The organism is Streptomyces sp. NPDC004266 (assembly GCF_042874095.1).
Taxonomy (GTDB): Bacteria; Actinomycetota; Actinomycetes; order Streptomycetales; family Streptomycetaceae; genus Streptomyces.
In genome coordinates this window covers 900,374-917,668 of record NZ_JBIAMM010000001.1, presented here as the reverse complement: position 1 = coordinate 917,668, position 17,295 = coordinate 900,374, and the positions used below count along the sequence as shown (strand labels likewise).

Genomic DNA, 17,295 nt, shown 5'->3' with positions numbered 1-17,295 from the left:
CCAGACGGCCATCGTTCACAGAAACTGAATTCTCGAACCAAGCAGATCTAAGTGGACCTTCACGGTTGCTCGCCCACAGACTGCTCGGATGAACACTGGACGCCCCTTCGGCCGCGCCCTCTGCGCGATGGTCACCCCGTTCACGCCCACCGGCGCGCTCGACCTCGACGCGGCGGGGGAACTCGCCGTCCGGCTCGTCGCGGAGGGCTGCGACGGCCTGGTCCTCAACGGCACGACGGGCGAGTCCCCGACCACCGCCGACGCCGAGAAGGCCGCCCTCGTCCGCGCCGTCCGCGAGGCGGTCGGCGCCGGCCCGTCGGTCCTGTCGGGGGTGGGCACCGCCGACACCCGCCACACCGTGGAGCTGGCCCGGCAGGCCGAGGAGGCGGGGGCTGACGGGCTGCTCGTCGTCACCCCGTACTACAGCCGCCCCCCGCAGGCGGCCGTCGAGGCGCACTTCCTGAGGGTCGCGGACGCGACCGGACTCCCGGTGATGGTCTACGACATCCCCGGCCGCACCGGCACCCGGATCGAGCCCGCGACGATGCGGCGCCTCGCCCGGCACCCGCGGATCGTGGCGGTGAAGGACTGCTCGTACGACCTGCTCGGCTCGGCCCGGCTGATCGCGGAGACGGGGCTCGCGTACTACTCGGGCTGCGAGGAGCTGAACCTGCCGCTGTACGCGGTGGGCGGCGCCGGTTACGTCAGTACGGTGGCGAACGTGGCACCGCGCCGGCTGCGCGCGGTCCTGGACGCCTTCGACGCGGGCGACACCGCGGGCGCGGCCCGGCTCAACGCCCTGACCCTGCCGCTGGCCGAACTGATGATGGCCTCGGGCCTGCCGGGCACGGTGACCGTGAAGGCGCTGCTCGGCGGCCCGGTGCGCGAACCGCTGCAGCCCGCCGACCGGGAGACGGCCGACGGGCTGCGGGCGGCGCACGAGGCGCTGCTCCGGACGGACTCCGCGTTCCTCTGACGCGGAGTCACCGGATCAGTTGTGGCTGTGCAGGATGTCGTTCAGTCCGCCCCAGACCGCGTTGTTCGGGCGGGCCTCGACGGCACCGGTGACCGAGTTGCGGCGGAAGAGGATGTTCGAGGCGCCGGAGAGCTCGCGGGCCTTCACGATCTGGCCGTCGGGCAGGGAGACCCGGGTGCCGGCGGTGACGTACAGGCCGGCCTCGACGACGACCTCGTCGCCCAGCGCGATGCCGACGCCCGCCTCGGCGCCGATCAGGCAGCGCTCGCCGATCGAGATGACGACGTTGCCGCCGCCGGAGAGGGTCCCCATGGTGGAGGCGCCGCCGCCGATGTCGGAGCCGTTGCCGACGACGACGCCGGCGGAGATGCGGCCCTCGACCATCGAGGTGCCGAGGGTGCCGGCGTTGAAGTTGACGAAGCCCTCGTGCATGACCGTGGTGCCGGCGGCGAGGTGGGCGCCGAGGCGGACGCGGTCGGCGTCGGCGATGCGGACGCCGGCGGGCACGACGTAGTCGGTCATGCGGGGGAACTTGTCGATCGAGGTGACCGAAAGGTGCAGGCCCTCGGCGCGGGCGTTGAGCCGGACCTTCTCGATGTCGTCGACGGCGACCGGGCCGAGCGAGGTCCAGGCGACGTTGGCGAGCAGGCCGAAGACGCCGTCCAGGCTCTGGCCGTGCGGCTTGACCAGCCGGTGGCTGAGCAGGTGGAGGCGCAGGTAGGCGTCGTGGGCGTCGAGCGGCTTCTCGTCGAGCGAGGCGATGACGGTGCGGACGGCGACCACCTCGACGCCCCGGCGGGCGTCCACACCGAGGGCCTTGGCGGCGCCCTCGCCGAGGGCGTCGACGGCCTGCTCGGGGGTGAGGCGCTCGGTGCCGGCCGGGCCGGCGGCCTCGGTCAGCGCGGGGGCGGGGAACCAGGTGTCGAGGACGGTGCCGTCGCCGGCGATGGTGGCGAGGCCGGCGGCGACGGCGCCGGTGGTGCGAGGAGCAGTGGTCATGACGGAAAACCTAACCGGCGGGCCCCCGCCCGGGCCAACCGGTCTCAGGTGTCGGTCGGGTCCCTCGGGGGTTCCGACGAGGTCCCGGCCCGCCGTTTCGGGTCTTCGTTCAGGATCCGGGCCAGCATCTCCCGGGCGTATCCCTCGTCGTACGGGGCGCCGGTGAGCAGCACCTGGAGGCTGATGCCGTCCATGAGGGCGACCAGGGCGCGGGCGGTGACGGGGCCGGTGCGCGGGGCGAGGGCGGCGACGACCTCGTCGGCCCATTCGGCGGCGACGGGGCGCAGGGCGGGGCGGCGCAGGGCGGCGAGGTAGAGCTCGTACTCCAGCTCCACGCCGGTGGGTTCGGCGCCCAGCCACTCCCCCATGAGCGCGGCGAGGCCGGCGGCGAGGTCGGGCGCGGCGATCTCGGGGCCCTGCCGCAGCCGTGCCCCGAAGGTGCCGTTGACCCGGCGGAGCGCCGCGACGAGGAGTTCGTCGAGGGAGGCGAAGTGGTACGTGGTGGAGCCGAGCGGCACGTCGGCCTCGACGGCGACCGTGCGGTGGCTGAGGCCGGCGATCCCGGCGCGGCCGACGACGGCGAGGGCGGCGTCGACGATCCGCTCGCGCCGTCCGGGGTCGTGTCTCCGGGCCCGTGTCACGCGTGCGCGCCGCCGAGGTTGAGGACGGCGACCCCGGCGACGATGAGGACGACGCCGGCGATCTTGGCGGCGCCCAGGCTCTCCCCGAGGAAGAGGTGGCCGATGAGGGCGACGGCGGCGGTGCCCACCCCGGACCAGACGGCGTAGGCGGTGCCGACCTCGAGCGTCTTGAGCGCCCGGGCGAGGAGCACGAAGGCGATGAGGTAGCCGGCGCCGGTGACGACGGAGGGCCAGAGCCTGGTGAAGCCCTCGCTGTACTTCATCGAGGTGGTGGCGAGTACCTCCGCCGCGATGGCGCCCGCGAGCAGTCCGTAGCCCATGCGCAGGAGCGTACATACCCTTGCGTACGGGCGTACACAACGGTCACCGATACGGTGTCCCGCATGACCTATCCCGCAGGCCCTCCGGGCCCGCCCTACGGCTACGGCTACCCGCCGCCGCCCCCGCCGCCGAAGCCCGGCGTGATACCCCTGGCGCCGCTCGGCTTCGGCGCGATCCTGAGCGGCGCCTTCGCCACCTTCGGCCGCCACTGGAAGCAGCTGCTCGGGGTGGCGGGAGCCGTCTACGGCGCCGCGATCCTGATCGTCGGCGCGGCGGTCGGCATCGCGTACGCGGCCGTCGGCGACGTCTTCTCCGCCGCGTTCGACCTGCCGGAGGGCCGGGAGCCCCGGTGGGAGGAGATCCAGCCGCTGCTCGTCGCCTTCCTCTGCGTCTGGCTCACCGCCATGATCACGCTCCTCTGCGCCAACACCGTGGTGGCGGCCGCCTGCCCGGTCGTGGTCCAGGAGGCCGTCCTCGGCCGGCCCACCACCTTCGGCGCGGTCTGGCGCCGGGCCTGGTCCCGGACGCCCGCCGTCTTCGGCACCGTGCTGCTGACCTCGGTGGCGCTCATGCTCCCGGCCGTGCTCTTCCTGGCGAGCTTCGTCGCCATGACCGTGGCGCTGATCGCGATGCAGACCGGCCCGCTGATCGCGCCGTTCCTGGGGTTCTTCGGCGCGCTGGCCGTCCTCCCCGTCGCCTTCTGGATCTGGGCGAAGTTCAGCCTGGCCCCGGCGGCGGCCGTGATGGAGCGCCAGGGCGCCTTCGCCTCGATGCGCCGCTCCTCGTCCCTGGTCCGGGGCTCCTGGTGGCGCGTGTTCGGCTGCCTGCTCGCCGTCGGCGCGATGGCGGCCGTGGCGGGCTGGCTGATCCAGCAGGTCCTCTCCCTGCTGGTCTCGGCCCCGCTGGCGGCCATGGACTTCTCCCGCAACGACCCCACCGCCCTGATCGCCTCCTTCGCGGGCCTGTTCGTCTTCCTCGCGGTGGGGCAGCTGATCAGCCAGGGGATCGTCTCCGTCTTCCCGCCCCTGGTCACCGCCCTGCTCTACGTGGACCAGCGCATCCGCAAGGAGAACCTGGCCCCGGAGCTGGCCCGCGCGGCGGGTCTGTACTGAGGGGTCCGTTCGGGAGAACGCGAGAACGGCCGCGCCCCGAAGGGCACGGCCGTTCTCCCGTACGCGTACGGATCAGACGTTGAAGCCGAGCGCGCGCAGCTGCTCGCGGCCGTCGTCCGTGATCTTGTCCGGACCCCACGGGGGCATCCAGACCCAGTTGATCTTCAGCTCGCTGACGATGCCGTCCGTCGCGGACTTCGCCTGGTCCTCGATCACATCGGTCAGCGGACAGGCCGCCGACGTCAGGGTCATGTCCAGCGTCGCGACGTTCGAGTCGTCGATGTGGATGCCGTAGATCAGGCCCAGGTTGACGACGTCGATGCCCAGCTCGGGGTCGACGACGTCGTACAGGGCCTCACGGACCTCTTCCTCGGAGGCCGGCTTCATCGTGGCCTCGGCGTTCTCGGTCATGCCGACTTCCTCTCCGCGTCACCCAGCGCCTGGGCGGTCGCGTCCTTCCACGCCATCCAGCTGAGCAGCGCGCACTTCACACGGGCCGGGTACTTGGAGACCCCGGCGAACGCGACCGCGTCCTCCAGGACCTCCTCCATCGCCTCGTCCGGCTCGATCTGACCCTTGGACTGCATCAGCTCCAGGAAGGTGCCCTGGATCTTCTGCGCCTCGGCCAGCTCCTTGCCGACGAGCAGCTCGTTGAGGACGGAGGCCGAGGCCTGGCTGATGGAGCAGCCCTGGCCCTCGTACGACACGTCCTCGATGCGCGAGCCGTCGTACTTCACGCGGAGCGTGATCTCGTCGCCGCACGTCGGGTTGACGTGGTGCACCTCGGCGTCGCCGTCCCGAAGACCGCGCCCGTGCGGGTGCTTGTAGTGGTCCAGGATGACGTCCTGGTACATCGAATCCAGCTTCACGAGCCGTTCCCCTAGCCGAAGAAGTTACGGACGTGCTCCAGCCCTTCGACCAGGGCGTCGACCTCGGCCGGAGTGGAGTACAGATAGAACGACGCTCGCGTGGTCGCAGGAATTCCGTACCGCAGGCAGACCGGCCGCGCGCAGTGGTGGCCGACCCGGACCGCGATGCCCTGCTCGTCGAGGACCTGGCCCACGTCGTGCGGGTGGATGTCGCCCAGCGTGAAGGAGATCGCCGCGCCGCGGTCCTCGGCCGTGGTGGGGCCGATGATCCGCAGGTCGGGCACCTCCTGGAGGCGCCGGACGGCGTACTCGGTGATCGCGTGCTCGTGGCGCGCGATGTTCTCCATGCCGATCGCCGACAGGTAGTCCACCGCCGCGCCGAGGCCGACGGCCTGGGCGATCGGGGGCGTGCCCGCCTCGAACTTGTGCGGGGCCGGCGCGTACGTCGAGGAGTGCATCGAGACGGTCTCGATCATCTCGCCGCCGCCGAGGAAGGGCGGGAGGTCCTCCAGGAGCTCCTGCCGTCCCCACAGCACGCCGATGCCGGTCGGGCCGCACATCTTGTGGCCGGTGAAGGCCACGAAGTCGGCCTGGAGCGCCTGCACGTCCAGCACCATGTGCGGGGCCGCCTGGGAGGCGTCGATGCAGACGAGCGCACCGACCTCCTGGGCGCGGCGGATGATCGTCTCCACCGGGTTGACCGTGCCGAGCAGGTTCGAGACCAGCGTGAACGAGACGATCTTGGTCTTCTCGGTGATGACCTCCTCGATGTTCGAGAGGTCGAGACGGCCGTCGTCGGTGAGGCCGAACCACTTCAGCTTCGCGCCCGTGCGCTGCGAGAGCAGCTGCCACGGCACGATGTTGGAGTGGTGCTCCATCTCCGTGATGGCGATCTCGGTCTCGTGGTCCACGCGGTAGGGCTCGTCGGCCCAGCCCAGCATGTTGGCCACGAGGTTGAGCGACTCGGAGGCGTTCTTGGTGAAGATCACCTCGTCGCGGCTCGGCGCGTTGATGAAGGCCGCGACCTTGTCACGGGCGCCTTCGTACAGCGCCGTCGCCTCCTCGGCGACCGTGTAGACGCCGCGGTGGACGTTGGCGTTGTGACGCTCGTAGTACTGGTTGAGCGCGTCGAGGACCTGCCGCGGCTTCTGCGAGGTCGCCGCGGAGTCGAGGTACACGATCTTCTTGCCGTCGTGGACCACGCGATCCAGGAGCGGGAAGTCCTTGCGGATCGCCTCGGTGTCGAGGAGGCCGGTCAGCCCCTGATGGGCGGAAGTCACGCGGATGCGCCACCCTTCACGTACTTGTCGTAGCCCTCGTTCTCCAGCACGTCGGCGAGCTCGGCGCCACCGGACTCGGCGATGCGGCCGTTCGCGAAGACGTGCACGAAGTCGGGCTTGATGTAGCGCAGGATGCGCGTGTAGTGGGTGATCAGCAGGGTGCCGACCTCACCGGTCTCGCGGACGCGGTTGACGCCCTCGGAGACGATGCGCAGGGCGTCGACGTCGAGGCCCGAGTCGGTCTCGTCGAGGATCGCGATCTTCGGCTTGAGGAGCTCCAGCTGGAGGATCTCGTGGCGCTTCTTCTCACCGCCGGAGAAGCCCTCGTTGACGTTGCGCTCGGCGAAGGCCGGGTCCATCTGGAGCTGCTCCATGGCGGACTTGACCTCCTTCACCCAGGTGCGCAGCTTGGGCGCCTCGCCGCGGACGGCCGTGGCGGAGGTGCGCAGGAAGTTGGAGACCGAGACGCCGGGGACCTCGACCGGGTACTGCATGGCGAGGAAGACGCCGGCGCGGGCGCGCTCGTCGACCGACATCTCCAGGACGTCCTCGCCGTCGAGGGTGACGGTGCCGCCGGTGACCGTGTACTTCGGGTGACCCGCGAGGGAGTACGCCAGGGTCGACTTGCCGGAGCCGTTGGGGCCCATGACGGCGTGGGTCTCGCCCTGCTTGATGGTCAGGTCGACGCCCTTGAGGATCTCGCGGGGGCCGTTCTCCGCCTCGACGGAGACGTGCAGGTCGTGGATTTCAAGCGTAGCCATGGGTGACTCAGGACTCCTGGGTGACGGAGACGAGCACATCGTCCCCTTCGATCTTTACGGGGTATACGGGGACGGGGCGCGTCGCGGGAAGGCCGGAGGGCTTGCCCGTGCGCAGGTCGAAGCTGGAGCCGTGCAGCCAGCACTCGATCGCGCAGTCCTCGACCTCGCCCTCCGAGAGGGAGACGTTCGCGTGCGAGCAGATGTCGTTGATCGCGTACACCTCGCCCTCGGTGTGCACGACCGACACCGGCGTGCCGTCGACCTCGACCCGCTTCGGGGTGTCGGCCTCCAGCTCGCTCAGCGCGCAGACTCGGACGAAGGCCATCAGACGGAGGCCTCCAGCTCGGCCTCGATCTTGGCGAGGAGTCGCTCCTGGACGTCCGGCAGACCGATCTGCTGGACGAGCTCCGCGAAGAAGCCGCGGACGACGAGGCGGCGGGCCTCGGCCTCCGGGATGCCGCGGGCCATCAGGTAGAAGAGCTGCTCGTCGTCGAAGCGGCCGGTGGCCGAGGCGTGACCGGCGCCGGCGATCTCGCCGGTCTCGATCTCCAGGTTCGGCACGGAGTCGACCCGGGCGCCGTCCGTGAGGACCAGGTTCCGGTTGAGCTCGTACGTGTCGGTGCCCTCGGCGGCGGCCTGGATGAGCACGTCGCCGATCCAGACGGCGTGCGCGTCCTGGCCCTGCAGCGCGCCCTTGTAGGCCACGTTGGACTTGCAGTGCGGGGTGTTGTGGTCGACCAGGAGGCGGTGCTCCTGGTGCTGCCCGGCGTCGGTGAAGTAGAGGCCGAAGAGCTCGGCCTCGCCGCCGGGGGCCGCGTACCGCACGCGCGGGTGGATGCGGACGACGTCGCCGCCGAAGGTGACGACGACCGACTTGAAGGAGGCGTCGCGGCCGACCAGCGCGTTGTGCTGGGCGACGTGGACGGCCTTCTCGTCCCAGTCCTGGACGGAGACGACGGTCAGCTTGGCGCCGTCGCCGAGGACGTAGTCCACGTTGGCGGCGAGCACGGCGTCACCGGTGTGGTCGAGGACCACGACGGCCTCGGCGAAGGCGCCGAGCTCGATCACCTGGTGGCCGAAGGCGACGCCGCCCTGGCCGTGCACGGAGATGCGGATCGGCTCGGTGAGCACCGCCTCCTTGGCGACGGTGACGACCGAGGCCTTCTCGAAGGAGGAGTACGCCTGGGCGGCGACGCGGTCGACGGGCGTGCCGGCCTTGCCGAGGCGCTCGTCGTCGCGGCCGACGGTCTCCACGGTGACGCCCTCGGGGGCCTCGACCTCGACCTTGACGCCCTCGCCGGAGACGACGGCGGTGCCGTCGTGGAGGCCGCGCAGGCGCGCCAGCGGGGTGAACCGCCACTCCTCCTCGCGGCCGTGCGGGACGGGGAAGTCCGCGACGTCGAAGGACGGGGGCGCGCTCATGCGCGTGGCGACGGTGGACTCGGCGGCCACCGCGATCGAGCCGGCGGTGGTGGATCCCGCCGGGATGTTCTGGGCCTCAGCCATGGCTGTCGTGTTGCTCTCTTCCTGCCTCGTCGTACGCGCCCGCCCCGGGTGGGGCCGGTCCGGCCGACGCCTTGCGGCGCCGGCCGAAACCCTGCCGCCGTGCGGCGGGCTCGCGGGGCTCAGCGACTGAGCCCGGGTCGTTTGCCTGGTCTGCGGGGCGCTCTAGCCCACCGCGCCTTCCATCTGCAGCTCGATCAGCCGGTTGAGCTCCAGGGCGTACTCCATGGGGAGCTCCTTGGCGATGGGCTCGACGAAGCCGCGGACGATCATCGCCATGGCCTCGAACTCGGTGAGACCGCGGCTCATCAGGTAGAAGAGCTGGTCCTCGGAGACCTTGGAGACGGTGGCCTCGTGGCCCATGGAGACGTCGTCCTCGCGCACGTCCACGTAGGGGTACGTGTCGGAGCGGGAGATCGTGTCGACGAGCAGCGCGTCGCAGAGGACGTTGGACTTGGCGCCCGGGGCACCCTCGCCGATCTCGATGAGACCGCGGTAGGAGGTGCGGCCGCCGCCTCGCGCCACCGACTTGGAGACGATGTTGGAGGAGGTGTTCGGGGCCATGTGGACCATCTTGGCGCCGGCGTCCTGGTGCTGGCCCTCGCCCGCGAAGGCGATGGAGAGGGTCTCGCCCTTGGCGTGCTCGCCCATCAGGTAGACGGCCGGGTACTTCATGGTGACCTTGGAGCCGATGTTGCCGTCGACCCACTCCATGGTGGCGCCCTCGTAGGCGACGGCGCGCTTGGTCACCAGGTTGTAGACGTTGTTCGACCAGTTCTGGATGGTCGTGTAGCGGCAGCGGCCGCCCTTCTTCACGATGATCTCGACGACCGCGGAGTGCAGGGAGTCCGAGGAGTAGATCGGGGCGGTGCAGCCCTCGACGTAGTGGACGTAGGCGTCCTCGTCGACGATGATCAGCGTCCGCTCGAACTGGCCCATGTTCTCCGTGTTGATGCGGAAGTAGGCCTGGAGCGGGATCTCGACGTGCACGCCCTTCGGCACGTAGATGAACGAGCCGCCGGACCAGACGGCCGTGTTCAGGGAGGCGAACTTGTTGTCGCCGACCGGGATGACGGTGCCGAAGTACTCCTTGAAGAGCTCCTCGTGCTCCTTCAGCGCGGTGTCGGTGTCGACGAAGACGACGCCCTGCTCCTCCAGGTCCTCACGGATCTGGTGGTAGACGACCTCGGACTCGTACTGGGCGGCGACACCGGCGACGAGGCGCTGCTTCTCCGCCTCCGGGATGCCGAGCTTGTCGTACGTGTTCTTGATGTCCTCCGGCAGGTCCTCCCAGGACTCGGCCTGCTTCTCGGTGGACCGGACGAAGTACTTGATGTTGTCGAAGTCGATGCCGGAGAGGTCGGAGCCCCAGGTCGGCATGGGCTTCTTGTCGAAGAGCCGCAGACCCTTGAGACGCAGCTTGAGCATCCACTCGGGCTCGTTCTTCTTCGCGGAGATGTCGCGGACGACGTCCTCGTTGAGACCGCGCTTGGCGGCGGCACCGGCCGCGTCGGAGTCGGCCCAGCCGTACTCGTACCGACCCAGGCCCTCGAGCTCGGGGTGGCTGATCTCGGTGGTCATGCGGGGTTCCTCCCGGCCGTGCTTGCGGATGCTGATTCGGTGGTCTGTGGGGTGCCGTGCGGGATGAACGTGGTGCAGACGCCGTCACCATGCGCGATGGTGGCCAGACGCTGGACGTGCGTTCCCAGGAGGCGGGAGAAGAATTCCGTCTCCGCCTCACACAGCTGGGGGTACTGCTCGGCGACGTGGGCGACCGGGCAGTGGTGCTGGCAGAGCTGCTCGCCGACCGGCGCGTTCCGCGCAGTGGCAGCGTACCCGTCCGCCGTGAGGGCCTTGGCCAGTGCCTCGGTCCGCTGCGCGGGCTCGGCCGCCTCGACGGCCTCGCGGTACGCCCCGGCCTGGGCCTCGATCCGGTCGCGGGCGAAGGCGGCGACGGCCGCCTCTCCGCCGGCGTTGCGCTCGATCCAGCGGAGCGCCTCGACGGCGAGGGAGTCGTACGACTGGTCGAAGGCGTCCCGGCCGCAGTCGGTGAGCGCGAAGACCTTCGCGGGGCGGCCACGGGTCCGGGTCCCGTAGACGCGCTTCTCGCGGGCCTCGACGACGTTCTCGGAGACCAGCGAGTCGAGGTGGCGGCGGACGGCTGCCTGGGTGAGGCGGAGCCGTGCGGCCAGATCGGCGACGGTCGAGGGCCCGTGGTCCAGGATCGACCGCGCGACCCGGTTGCGCGTGGAACGCTCTCGGGTCGCGAGTTCCTCCACCGGAGCCGCGCCAACGTTTTTCACAACGCCATTGTTGCGTAATTAATCGCGGGGTGACAAGCGGCGTCCGGACCGGTGGCGGTGCGGTACGTCACTCAGGTAAGGCTTACCTGACCTGCGGAAACGATCATTCGTGGGATGAATCGCGGTCGCCCCGACCAGCGGTTTCCCAGCCCTCCGCCGGCTCGGCCGGCACGGCCACCGTCCGGCCCGCCTCGCTCATCAGACGGCGGAAGGAGGCCGCGTCACGGACCGCCTCGACGCCCGGGTCGTTGTTGAAGTAGACGTACGCGTCGGCCCCCTCCGGCCAGCCTTCGGCGATCCGCCCGGCCCACCCCTCCAGCGCCCGGCGGCCGTAGGCGGGCCAGGGCCGGGCCCGGCCCTCGTGCAGCCGCAGATAGCACCAGTCCGCCGTCCGCCACAGCGGTGTCACCGGCCTCGACCGCCGGTCCGCCCAGCAGAGCGCGGCGCCCCGCTCCACCAGCACCGCCTCGGTCCGGTCCGTCCACCACGAGGCGTGCCGGGGCTCGACGGCGACCCGCACGCCCGCCGGGAAGCAGGCGAGGACCGCGTCGAGCAGCCCGGGGTCGGCCCGCAGCGACGGCGGGAACTGGAGCAGGACCGGGCCGAGCCGGTCCCCGAGCCCCTCCGCCCGCTCCATCAGCTGCGCCACCAGCTCCTCCGGCTCCCGCAGCCGCTCGACGTGCGTCAGCCGGCGGTTCGCCTTGACCGCCATGACGAAGCCCTCGGGCGTCCGCTTCCGCCAGGTGGCGAAGGTGTCGCGCTCGGGCAGCCCGTAGAAGGCGCTGTTGTTCTCCACGGTGGCGAACCGGCGCGCGTACTCCTCCAGCCAGAGCCGCTGCGGCACCCCCTCGGGATAGAACGTGCCCCGCCAGTCCTTGTACTGCCACCCCGAAGTGCCCACGAAGACGGTCATACGGAGCCCCTGCCCCGTCCGCGCCCGCTCATCCCGCACCGCCCGGTTCCGCCCCGGGCGCCCCGCGCCGGGGGCGCGGGGCGTCCCGTACCGGCGGGTCCTTAGACTTCCCGGCATGCACGGGAAGCCCGCACCGAGTGAATCCGCCGACACCGCCGTCCGCGTCCGCGGCCTGGTCAAGCGGTACGGCGCCAAGACCGCCGTCGACGGCCTCGACCTCGACGTGCGCACGGGCACCGTCACCGCCGTCCTCGGCCCCAACGGGGCCGGCAAGACCACCACCGTCGAGACCTGCGAGGGATACCGCAGGCCCGACGGCGGCACCGTACGCGTCCTCGGGCTCGACCCGGTCGCCGACGCCGACGCCCTGCGTCCCAGGATCGGCGTGATGCTCCAGTCCGGCGGCGTCTACTCCGGCGCCCGCGCCGACGAGATGCTCCGCCACATGGCGAAGCTCCACGCCCACCCGCTGGACGTCGACGCCCTGATCGAGCGCCTCGGCCTCGGCTCCTGCGGCCGCACGACCTACCGGCGGCTCTCCGGCGGCCAGCAGCAGCGCCTCGCGCTCGCCATGGCCGTCGTCGGCCGCCCCGAGCTCGTCTTCCTCGACGAACCCACCGCCGGACTCGACCCGCAGGCCCGCCGCGCCACCTGGGAGCTGGTCCGCGAGCTGCGCGCCGACGGCGTGACCGTGGTCCTCACCACCCACTTCATGCAGGAGGCCGAGGAGCTCGCCGACGACGTCGCCATCGTCGACGCCGGCCGGGTCGCCGCCCAGGGCAGCCCCGAGGAGCTGTGCCGCGGCGGCGCCGAGAACACCCTGCGCTTCACCGGCCGTCCCGGCCTCGACCTCGGCTCCCTGCTCAAGGCGCTCCCCGACGGCACGGCCGCCGCGGAGACGCTGCCCGGCACGTACCGGATCACCGGCGCCGTCGATCCCCAGCTGCTCGCCACCGTCACCACCTGGTGCGCCCAGCACGGCGTCATGCCCGACCGCATCTCGGTCGAGCGCCACACCCTCGAAGACGTCTTCCTCGAACTGACCGGCAAGGAGCTGCGGTCGTGAGCACTGGCACGTACACCCCGAAGCCGGGGGCCGCCCCCGTCGGGCGGATGATCGCCGCGCAGACCGCCCTGGAGACCAGGATGCTGCTGCGCAACGGCGAGCAGCTCCTCCTCACGGTGATCATCCCCTCCCTCCTCCTGGTGCTGTTCTCCACCGTCGACATCGTCGACACCGGCGCCGGCGAGGCCGTCGACTTCCTCGCCCCCGGCGTCCTCGCGCTCGCCGTGCTGTCCACCGCCTTCACCGGCCAGGCCATCGCGACCGGCTTCGAGCGGCGGTACGGGGTGCTCAAGCGGCTCGGCGCCTCACCGCTCCCCCGCTGGGCGCTCATGACCGCCAAGACGCTCTCCGTCCTGGCCACCGAGGTCCTCCAGGTCGCGCTCCTGACCGCGATCGCCCTGGCGCTCGGCTGGTCCCCGCACGGCAACCCCCTGTCCGTGCTGGTGCTCCTGGTCCTCGGCACGGCCGCCTTCTCCGGGCTGGGCCTGCTGATGGCCGGCACCCTGAAGGCCGAGGCCACCCTCGCCGCCGCGAACCTGGTCTTCCTGCTGCTCCTGGTGGGCGGCGGGGTCGTCGTCCCGCTGGAGAAGTTCGGCGCGGCGGGCGACGTGCTCGCGCTGCTCCCGATCTCCGCGCTCTCGGACGGGCTGCGCGACGTCCTCCAGAACGGGGCGTCGATGCCGTGGGGCGACGCGCTGATCCTGGCCGTCTGGGCGGTCCTGGGCCTCGGGGCGGCGGCGCGGTTCTTCCGCTGGGAGTAACCGTAAGGTTCCGTTCCGCCATATACGCCCCCCTCGTGAAAGCGCGCACAAGCGCCGTCCTACGATAGGGCCCGTGCAGACCCCCCTCGCCTCCATCGCCCAGCGCTGGACCCCGTCCCCCCGGACGCTCCGGCGCGCCGCGCTCGCCGCCGTCGTGATGAGCGTGCTCATCATCGTCACCGGCGGCGCGGTCCGGCTGACCGGTTCCGGTCTCGGCTGCGACACCTGGCCGAAGTGCACGGACGACAGCCTCATCGTCACGCCCGAGCAGGGCTACCGGGGCGCGATCGAGTTCGGCAACCGGATGCTGACGTACGTACTGTCGGCGGCGGTCGGCTGGGCGATCATCGCCGCCCGGTCCACCAAGCCGTGGCGGCGCGGGCTCACCCGGCTCGGCTGGGCCCAGTTCTGGATCGTGATGAGCAACGCCGTCATCGGCGGCATCACGGTGTGGATGGGCCTCAACCCGTGGACGGTGGCCGGCCACTTCCTCGCCGCGAACTCCCTGCTCACGGTCGCCGTCATCACCTGGCACCGCACCGGCGAGGGCGACACCGCCCCCAGGCCGCGCGTGCCGCGCCCGGTCCGGAAGCTGTCCTGGGCGATCACGCTCGTCTCCGCGCTGCTGATCGTGCTCGGCACGACGGTGACCGGCGCCGGCAAGCACGCCGGTGACAGCAGCGACGTCCCGCGCATGCCGTGGGACTGGACGAACGCCGCCCACGTCCACGCGATCGCCGCCTGGGTCGTCTGCGCCCTCGCCCTCGCCATGTGGCTGGTCCTGCGCGTGGTGGACGCCCCCGACGACACCAGGGCCCGCGCCCGCGACCTGTTGATCGTGCTGCTCGCTCAGGGCGCGATCGGTTACGTCCAGTACTTCACGGGCGTCCCGGAGCTCCTGGTCGCCGCCCACATGCTCGGCTCCTCGCTGATGTGGATCGCCGTCCTGCGGCTCGCCCTGAGCCTGCGCGAGCGTCCGCTCGTCAACCCCGGCATCCCGGCCCAGGCGGACCCGGAGCTGGCGGCCACGGCCTGACGGCCCTTGGATCCAGGATCCAGGATTCGTGTCCAGGATCCGAGATCCCGACGGGTCTACCGGTTCCCCCCGATCCGGTAGACCCGTTTCGCGTTGTCCGCCGCGATCATCGCGGCCACCCGCTGCGCGTCCGCGAGGGACCAGGCGCCGTCCACGACCCACTCCCCGAGCACCCGGGTGAGCGCCGAGCGGAACGCGCTCGCCGCGACCACGTGGAGCTCGGGCAGCCCCCGGGCGCCGCTGGAGAACAGCAGCTTGCCGAACGGAGCCCGCTCCAGGACCTCGGCGAGGACGGCCGCCGCCCGGGCCCCCGTGTGGGCGAGTACGGGACCGAGGTCGGCGTACACGTGCGGGTGAAGTCCGGTCAGGTGGGCCGCCGCCCGGTGGTGCGGATAGGCGTGCAGCAGGACGAGGTCGGCACCGAGCCCCGCGGTGGCGGCGGCGAAGCCGGCCAGGGCGGCCGGGTCCCGGTCCCCCGTGTGCAGCTGGAGGGGGCGCCCCGCGGTGACCGCGATCCAGAGCAGGTGGCGCAGCAGGACGGGGTCGGTGAGCGGGCCGCCGGCCGGGCGGGCGGCCAGCCAGCGCCCCGCGGCCCCGCGCACCTCGCCCGGGCCGGGGGGCTCGGGCACGCTCGCGAGCCCTCGGCACGCCCCCGCGGCCGAGGAGAGGGCCACGGCGCCGGCGGCGGCCTCGTGGACGGCCTCGGCGAGGTCGGCGAGGAAGGCCTCGACGGTGCCCGAGGCGTCGGCGACCCGCTGGGCGAGGGGTTCGAGGCGGACGATCTCGTGGGCCTCGGCGGCGCCCGTGGCACCGAGCTCGGCGGGCGGCGTGAGGTCGCCGGGGAGGCCGGTGTCGACCAGGTAGGCGGAGATCCCGGAGGCGCGGAGGAGCCGGCGGCCGGCCTCTGCGGCGCCGAGTTCCCGGCGGCGGGCGAGGTAGCGGGCGGGCGGGCAGTGCGGTTCCAGGCCGAGGAGCGGCGGGCACCAGCGGCGCACGGCGAAGCCGGTCTGGGTGTCGAAGAAGGTGGTGCCCGCGGCGGGCAGCACGGCTGCTCCGCCCAGGTGGGCGCCGAGGTGGGCCTCGAAGGTTCCGAGGCCGAGCTCCGTGCGGAGCACCCCGTGGCAGTACTGGTCCACCAGGTGCGGCGTGTCGATCATCTCGGGGGGCTCCCTGTGTGGACGTGTCTCCACACGTCCTAACGGGTGAGCCCCGCGCGAGGTTGTCGCCTCAGCCGTTGGAGGGTCCGCCGATCTGGATGCCGGCCATCCGGGTCCACTCGTACGGGCCCGTGGCGACCTTGGCGGCGAACTCGCCGTCGAACTCCTCGTGGAGGGTCAGACCGGCCTTCTCGGCGGCCTGCCGCGCGGTCTCGTACGTGCGCGCGACGAGGTCGCCCCAGCCGCCGTCGGCGCCGACCAGGACGATCCGGGTGCCCGCCTGGCCGATGTGCGCGAGGTGCCCCTCGCAGCCGCCGTGCGCCTTGGAGAAGGCCTGGATCTCCTTGGCGAGCCTGGCCGCCCTGCGCTCTTCCTGCTTCGTTTCTGCCATGACACGGATGCTACCGAGGGGTAGATCGACTGGCGACGGCCGGGCCGTGTGGGCTGTCCCACGTGACCCGGCCGTCCGCCGTGCGTCCTCAGATGAGCGCGTCGAGCGCCTAGCGCAGGAAGGGGTCCACCGCGACCGCCACGAAGAGCAGCGAGACGTAGGTGATGGACCAGTGGAAGAGGCGCATCTCCTTGAGCTTGGCGCCCGTCACCTCCGCCTTGGCGCGGTTGAGGAGCGCGTGCGCCTCCCAGAGCCACCAGCCGCCGGTGAGCAGCGCCACCGCGGTGTAGAACCAGCCCGTGTAGCCCAGCGGGGTGAGCAGCAGGGAGACGGCGACCATGACCCAGCTGTAGACCACGATCTGCTTGGCGACGACCTTGTTGGAGGCGAGGACCGGCAGCATCGGCACGCCCGCGCGCGCGTAGTCCTCCTTCACCTTCATCGACAGCGGCCAGTAGTGCGGCGGCGTCCAGAAGAAGATGACGAGGAAGAGGATGACCGCGGCCCACGACATCGAGTTGGTCACGGCCGACCAGCCGATGAGCACCGGAAGGCAGCCGGCGATGCCGCCCCAGACGATGTTCTGCGCGGTGCGCCGCTTCAGGATCATCGTGTAGACCACGACGTAGAAGAGGAGCGCGCCGAGCGAGAGCGCCGCGGACAGCCAGTTGACGAGCAGGCCGAACCAGAGCGTGGAGACCACGGCGAGGGTGAGCCCGAAGACCAGGCCCTCGCGCGGGGTGAGCACGCCCGTGACGAGCGGACGCTGGGACGTGCGGTCCATCAGGGCGTCGATGTCGCGGTCGATGTACATGTTCAGCGCGTTGGCGCCGCCCGCCGAGAGGTAGCCGCCGAAGCAGGTGGCGAGCACCAGCCAGAGGTTCGGCACACCCTGTTCGGCGAGGAACATCACCGGAACGGTCGTGATGAGCAGCAGTTCGATGATTCGCGGCTTGGTCAGCGCCACGAATGCCTTGACGCGAGCCCCGAACGGCCTATGGCCCCCCGGGCTGGGAGTCAAGACGACCCCTGCGGGTCGGGACTCGACGGCCGTCACGCACACCCCTGACAGAGAAATTCCCAGCAAGCCACCCGGGTGAAGAGGGGGTGAAGCTTGCGCGTACCACGCCACTGTAGACGTTGCCCAGACGCCGGTCTTCGCGGGGGTGGGGTCGTGTTGGCGGGGTACGTCCCAAGGGGTGGACA

Annotated in this window: 20 protein-coding genes; 5 read left to right on the top strand and 15 right to left on the bottom strand. The window is 71.5% G+C overall.

Annotated elements, in window-relative coordinates:
* The first annotated feature begins 88 nt into the window (after positions 1–88).
* A complete protein-coding gene (gene dapA, locus ACFYUZ_RS04100; protein WP_389306054.1) occupies positions 89–976 on the top strand; it encodes a 4-hydroxy-tetrahydrodipicolinate synthase in 888 nt (295 codons plus the stop codon).
* A gap of 15 nt (positions 977–991) precedes the next feature.
* Here the strand turns inward: dapA and dapD are convergent, their stop codons facing one another.
* Genes dapD through ACFYUZ_RS04085 form a run of 3 tightly spaced genes read right to left on the bottom strand, consistent with a single transcriptional unit; the run spans position 992 to position 2,936 of the window.
* Positions 992–1,975: a 2,3,4,5-tetrahydropyridine-2,6-dicarboxylate N-succinyltransferase gene (gene dapD / locus ACFYUZ_RS04095; RefSeq protein ID WP_389306052.1), complete on the bottom strand. Its 984-nt coding sequence runs from the start codon at positions 1,973–1,975 to the stop codon at positions 992–994.
* A gap of 44 nt (positions 1,976–2,019) precedes the next feature.
* Positions 2,020–2,616, bottom strand: coding sequence for a TetR/AcrR family transcriptional regulator (locus ACFYUZ_RS04090; protein ID WP_389306050.1), 597 nt, complete (start codon positions 2,614–2,616; stop codon positions 2,020–2,022).
* On the bottom strand, positions 2,613–2,936 hold the full coding sequence (locus ACFYUZ_RS04085; protein ID WP_389306049.1) for a DMT family transporter: 324 nt from the start codon (positions 2,934–2,936) through the stop codon (positions 2,613–2,615). The genes ACFYUZ_RS04090 and ACFYUZ_RS04085 overlap by 4 nt, the downstream gene beginning before the upstream one ends.
* A 63-nt stretch (positions 2,937–2,999) precedes the next feature.
* Between ACFYUZ_RS04085 and ACFYUZ_RS04080 the strand changes: the two genes are divergently transcribed.
* Positions 3,000–4,049 carry an oxidoreductase gene (locus ACFYUZ_RS04080; RefSeq protein WP_389306048.1) on the top strand — a complete coding sequence of 350 codons (1,050 nt, stop codon included), beginning with the start codon at positions 3,000–3,002 and terminating at the stop codon, positions 4,047–4,049.
* Between the two features lie 72 nt (positions 4,050–4,121).
* Here the strand turns inward: ACFYUZ_RS04080 and ACFYUZ_RS04075 are convergent, their stop codons facing one another.
* The 9 genes from ACFYUZ_RS04075 to ACFYUZ_RS04035 form a co-directional block, all read right to left on the bottom strand.
* Positions 4,122–4,460, bottom strand: coding sequence for a metal-sulfur cluster assembly factor (locus tag ACFYUZ_RS04075; RefSeq protein ID WP_030205917.1), 339 nt, complete (start codon positions 4,458–4,460; stop codon positions 4,122–4,124).
* The gene (gene sufU, locus ACFYUZ_RS04070) at positions 4,457–4,918 is read right to left on the bottom strand and encodes a Fe-S cluster assembly sulfur transfer protein SufU (protein ID WP_116161626.1); all 462 of its coding nucleotides are present in this window, start codon (positions 4,916–4,918) and stop codon (positions 4,457–4,459) included. The genes ACFYUZ_RS04075 and sufU overlap by 4 nt, the downstream gene beginning before the upstream one ends.
* Before the next feature lie 11 nt (positions 4,919–4,929).
* Complete coding sequence (locus tag ACFYUZ_RS04065; RefSeq protein ID WP_093876689.1) at positions 4,930–6,198, bottom strand: cysteine desulfurase; 1,269 nt, start codon at positions 6,196–6,198, stop codon at positions 4,930–4,932.
* Entirely contained in the window at positions 6,195–6,959 is a 765-nt protein-coding gene (gene sufC / locus ACFYUZ_RS04060; RefSeq protein WP_030692513.1) for a Fe-S cluster assembly ATPase SufC, read from the bottom strand. Before sufC ends, ACFYUZ_RS04065 begins: the two co-directional genes overlap by 4 nt.
* 7 nt (positions 6,960–6,966) lie before the next feature.
* Complete coding sequence (locus tag ACFYUZ_RS04055; RefSeq protein ID WP_030692512.1) at positions 6,967–7,284, bottom strand: bifunctional 3-phenylpropionate/cinnamic acid dioxygenase ferredoxin subunit; 318 nt, start codon at positions 7,282–7,284, stop codon at positions 6,967–6,969.
* On the bottom strand, positions 7,284–8,465 hold the full coding sequence (sufD, locus tag ACFYUZ_RS04050) for a Fe-S cluster assembly protein SufD (protein WP_389306046.1): 1,182 nt from the start codon (positions 8,463–8,465) through the stop codon (positions 7,284–7,286). Before sufD ends, ACFYUZ_RS04055 begins: the two co-directional genes overlap by 1 nt.
* 162 nt (positions 8,466–8,627) lie before the next feature.
* Positions 8,628–10,043 carry a Fe-S cluster assembly protein SufB gene (sufB, locus tag ACFYUZ_RS04045; RefSeq protein WP_389306045.1) on the bottom strand — a complete coding sequence of 472 codons (1,416 nt, stop codon included), beginning with the start codon at positions 10,041–10,043 and terminating at the stop codon, positions 8,628–8,630.
* A complete protein-coding gene (locus ACFYUZ_RS04040) occupies positions 10,040–10,765 on the bottom strand; it encodes a helix-turn-helix transcriptional regulator (protein ID WP_389306044.1) in 726 nt (241 codons plus the stop codon). The genes sufB and ACFYUZ_RS04040 overlap by 4 nt, the downstream gene beginning before the upstream one ends.
* A 103-nt stretch (positions 10,766–10,868) precedes the next feature.
* Positions 10,869–11,678 carry a DUF72 domain-containing protein gene (locus ACFYUZ_RS04035; protein ID WP_389306042.1) on the bottom strand — a complete coding sequence of 270 codons (810 nt, stop codon included), beginning with the start codon at positions 11,676–11,678 and terminating at the stop codon, positions 10,869–10,871.
* Between the two features lie 115 nt (positions 11,679–11,793).
* Between ACFYUZ_RS04035 and ACFYUZ_RS04030 the strand changes: the two genes are divergently transcribed.
* The 3 genes from ACFYUZ_RS04030 (at position 11,794) to ACFYUZ_RS04020 (ending at position 14,541) form a co-directional block, all read left to right on the top strand.
* A complete protein-coding gene (locus ACFYUZ_RS04030) occupies positions 11,794–12,744 on the top strand; it encodes an ABC transporter ATP-binding protein (RefSeq protein WP_389306041.1) in 951 nt (316 codons plus the stop codon).
* Entirely contained in the window at positions 12,741–13,505 is a 765-nt protein-coding gene (locus tag ACFYUZ_RS04025; RefSeq protein ID WP_389306039.1) for an ABC transporter permease, read from the top strand. The genes ACFYUZ_RS04030 and ACFYUZ_RS04025 overlap by 4 nt, the downstream gene beginning before the upstream one ends.
* Positions 13,506–13,569: 64 nt before the next feature.
* Positions 13,570–14,541: a heme A synthase gene (locus ACFYUZ_RS04020; protein WP_389306279.1), complete on the top strand. Its 972-nt coding sequence runs from the start codon at positions 13,570–13,572 to the stop codon at positions 14,539–14,541.
* Between the two features lie 56 nt (positions 14,542–14,597).
* Here ACFYUZ_RS04020 and ACFYUZ_RS04015 read toward each other — a convergent pair whose 3' ends face one another.
* From ACFYUZ_RS04015 to ACFYUZ_RS04005, 3 genes are all read right to left on the bottom strand, one after another.
* Entirely contained in the window at positions 14,598–15,698 is a 1,101-nt protein-coding gene (locus ACFYUZ_RS04015) for an amidohydrolase (protein ID WP_389306038.1), read from the bottom strand.
* 70 nt (positions 15,699–15,768) lie between these two features.
* Positions 15,769–16,089: a hypothetical protein gene (locus ACFYUZ_RS04010; protein ID WP_389306037.1), complete on the bottom strand. Its 321-nt coding sequence runs from the start codon at positions 16,087–16,089 to the stop codon at positions 15,769–15,771.
* 109 nt (positions 16,090–16,198) lie between these two features.
* Complete coding sequence (locus tag ACFYUZ_RS04005) at positions 16,199–17,152, bottom strand: heme o synthase (RefSeq protein ID WP_389306035.1); 954 nt, start codon at positions 17,150–17,152, stop codon at positions 16,199–16,201.
* Between the last annotated feature and the right edge of the window lie 143 nt (positions 17,153–17,295).